This window comes from Hymenobacter sp. R533113 (assembly GCF_056835965.1).
The window spans coordinates 1-1950 of the sequence record NZ_JAKWBD010000003.1; the positions used below are offsets into that span (position 1 = coordinate 1).

The following is a 1950-nucleotide window of genomic DNA, read 5'->3' on the forward strand; positions in this document are numbered from 1 at the left end:
GGGCAGTACGGGTAAGCATGGCAGTGGTAGAAAAAAGGGTTCAGCAAGACAGGCGTCCCTGCGTTCTAATCCTTACATTGCCATGCCGAATCCGGGGCAATAACCTAACCGGGTACCCCCGGCAACGGGAGCCCGGGCGGCTCCGGGCGGCGCTCTTCCTGCCATCCATTTTTCTACCCTTTAACTTGCTGCGTATGAAAACGATGCTTGCTTTGCTGTCGGCCGGCGCGCTGCTGCTAGGCACCTGCCCGCCGGCCCGCGCCCAAACCGCGCCGGCGGCGGCCGCAACCGGAGCCGTGATGAAAGAAGGAAAAATGATGGCCGTAGCAGCCGGCCAGATGACGCCCCTGACCACGGATATGGCCCTGGCCAACGGCGCCACCGTGCGGCCCGATGGCAAGCTGATGCTGCCCGGTGGCCAGTGGCTACCGCTGCGTGAGGGTGACCAGGTGAAAATGGACGGTATGCTCGTGCCGGCTGCGCTACCCAAGCACCGCCGCGTCACGCGCGACAATAAGCACGTCTCAGCCGACCTGATGAAACGCATGCCGTAAGGCCCGGCACCGGCAGTACAGAACCTTAAAACGAGCGAAGCCCCCGAAGCAACCTGAGCTGCTTCGGGGGCTTCGGTGCGTAGCCAGCCGGGGTGGCGGCGGGCCGGTTAATGACCGGCGTGCCAGTCGTAGCCGCGGGCGGCCCAGTAATCGGGGGGGCGCTGGTCGAGGAAGGCGATGGTGCCGATGCGCTTGATTTGCTTGATGCCGTACTTGAGCGGCGTCACCAGGCGCAGCGGGGCGCCGTGCTTCAGACTCAGCGGCTCGCCGTTCATCTCGTAGCAGAGCAGGGTCTGGGGGTGCAGGGCACTTTCGATTTCCAGGCCCACGTAGTAGGCTTCGTTGGGCGTAGTGAGGCTCACGAACGGGGCCACGTCGGCGGGCGGGTTGGCCGGGTCCACGGGCTGGCCCGAGCGGGTAGCCAGCGGGTAGCGGGCCAGAAAATCGGAGAGGCGCACCCCGGCCCAGCTCACGATGGTGCTCCAGCCTTCCACGCACTTAAATTCGGTGGTCATATCGGTACGGGGCAGGGCCTTGAGCTGCGCAAACGTAAACTGCTGCGGCTCGCCGGGGCCGTAGCCCCGCACCGTCAGGCGCCAGGCCATGGGGTCAAACTCTTCGTCCAGACCCACGTTGCCGTTGGCCCGAAGCTTCTCGGCCCGGCTTTTGGCAAATTCCGGGGCCAGGCGCAGGCTACCCCGGTCGGCGTCGAGCAAAGAGTGGTTGACCTCCAGCACCTTGCGCAGCGGGCGCGGAATCCCTTCGTCGGCGGGCTGCGAAATCAGCCAGCGCCAGCCGCCGAAGCCGGCCAGCCCGGCCAGCCCCAGCCCCAGGAAGGCGCGGCGGGAGCGGACGGTAGCCGCTTTCAGGGCCACCCGCTCTTCGGCCGCTTCAGCCTCGGTGGGTACGGGTTCGGGTAGTGGTTGGTCGCTCATGGGGGCAGCGGCAGTTAAGATAAGAGGGGTTAGACCTGAGGAGTAGATGGGGACAAGGAAGCGTCGGCGGCGGGTAGGGTGGGCGGGCCGGCCACTACTTGGCCAGTGCGCGGGTTCACCTCCTGAATCTCGAAACCCGCCACCATAGCCCGGAAATTATTCCAGCCGGCCTTCACGACCTGAGCAATGTGCACCACAAAAAACAGCACGTAGCCAATGGTCAGGGCGAAGTGCAGCAGGCGCGCAAACTCGTAGCCGCCCAGCAGCGTGGTGAGCCACGCAAACTGGGTGGGCTTGTAGATGGCCAGCCCCGTGAGCACCGAGCCCAGTCCCATGACGATTACCGAGGTGTAGGCAATCTGCTGGGCGCCGTTGAACTTATGGGGCGGCAGCGGCTCCTTACGGATGCCCAAATCGTGCAGCACTGTTTGCCAGGCGCTGGCGAAGCTGTGGCGGTTGGG

Annotated in this window: 3 protein-coding genes; 1 reads left to right on the top strand and 2 read right to left on the bottom strand. The window is 65.2% G+C overall.

Going from position 1 to position 1950, the window contains the following annotated elements; translation table 11 throughout:
• The first annotated feature begins 194 nt into the window (after positions 1-194).
• Positions 195-554, top strand: a complete 360-nt coding sequence (locus tag MKZ35_RS06055; RefSeq protein ID WP_482512336.1) for a DUF6799 domain-containing protein — start codon at positions 195-197, stop codon at positions 552-554.
• 107 nt (positions 555-661) lie between these two features.
• Here MKZ35_RS06055 and MKZ35_RS06060 read toward each other — a convergent pair whose 3' ends face one another.
• Both MKZ35_RS06060 and MKZ35_RS06065 read right to left on the bottom strand, forming a co-directional pair.
• Positions 662-1489: a molybdopterin-dependent oxidoreductase gene (locus MKZ35_RS06060; protein ID WP_482512337.1), complete on the bottom strand. Its 828-nt coding sequence runs from the start codon at positions 1487-1489 to the stop codon at positions 662-664.
• A gap of 29 nt (positions 1490-1518) precedes the next feature.
• Positions 1519-1950 (bottom strand): cytochrome b/b6 domain-containing protein (locus MKZ35_RS06065; RefSeq protein WP_482512338.1); only part of this gene is annotated, 432 nt, incomplete at its 5' end.

Coding starts and splice junctions, on each gene's coding strand:
- MKZ35_RS06055 (WP_482512336.1), top strand. CDS start 195: ATGAAAACGATGCTTGCTTTGCTGTCGGCCGGCGCGCTGCTGCTAGGC.
- MKZ35_RS06060 (WP_482512337.1), bottom strand. CDS start 1,489: ATGAGCGACCAACCACTACCCGAACCCGTACCCACCGAGGCTGAAGCG.